General features: G+C 78.3%; 1 protein-coding gene. It reads right to left on the reverse strand.

The window, feature by feature from the left end:
* A partial coding sequence (locus OFY01_RS19465; RefSeq protein ID WP_266601621.1) for a TIGR04282 family arsenosugar biosynthesis glycosyltransferase occupies positions 1-423 on the reverse strand: 423 nt, incomplete at both ends.

Consider the following 423-nt stretch of genomic DNA (forward strand, 5'->3'; position numbering starts at 1 on the left):
GCTGCGCCGCGAAGCGCCCGTGCGGGGCGAGCACGGCGACCCGCGCGGCGTCGTCCGCCGCGTCCACGTCGAGCAGCCGCGGCAGGTCCCGTACGCGAAGGCCCGCACCGGTCAGCCGGGCGCGCTGCGCGGCACCGGTCGAGGCCGTCGACATCGGTACGCCGCGCACCAGGGCCGGTTCCGGGCGCGCCAGGCCGAGCGCCCAGAAACCGCCGTCGACGGCGGGCCCGAACCAGGCGTCGCACTCCCGCCACGCGTCCGGCGCGAGCGCGGGCGCGAGCGGCGACGGGTCGGCGGCGAGCTGCGGAGTGTCCATGCCGATGAGCAGGCAGGGCCCTGTGCCGGCGGTGTCCTCGAACGCGGCGGCGATCCGCTCGTCGAGCCCGTCGCCGCGCTGCGGCACCACAGATCGGAAGAGCGTCG

It is taken from the genome of Streptomyces beihaiensis (assembly GCF_026274175.1).
Classification (GTDB): domain Bacteria; phylum Actinomycetota; class Actinomycetes; order Streptomycetales; family Streptomycetaceae; genus Streptomyces; species Streptomyces beihaiensis.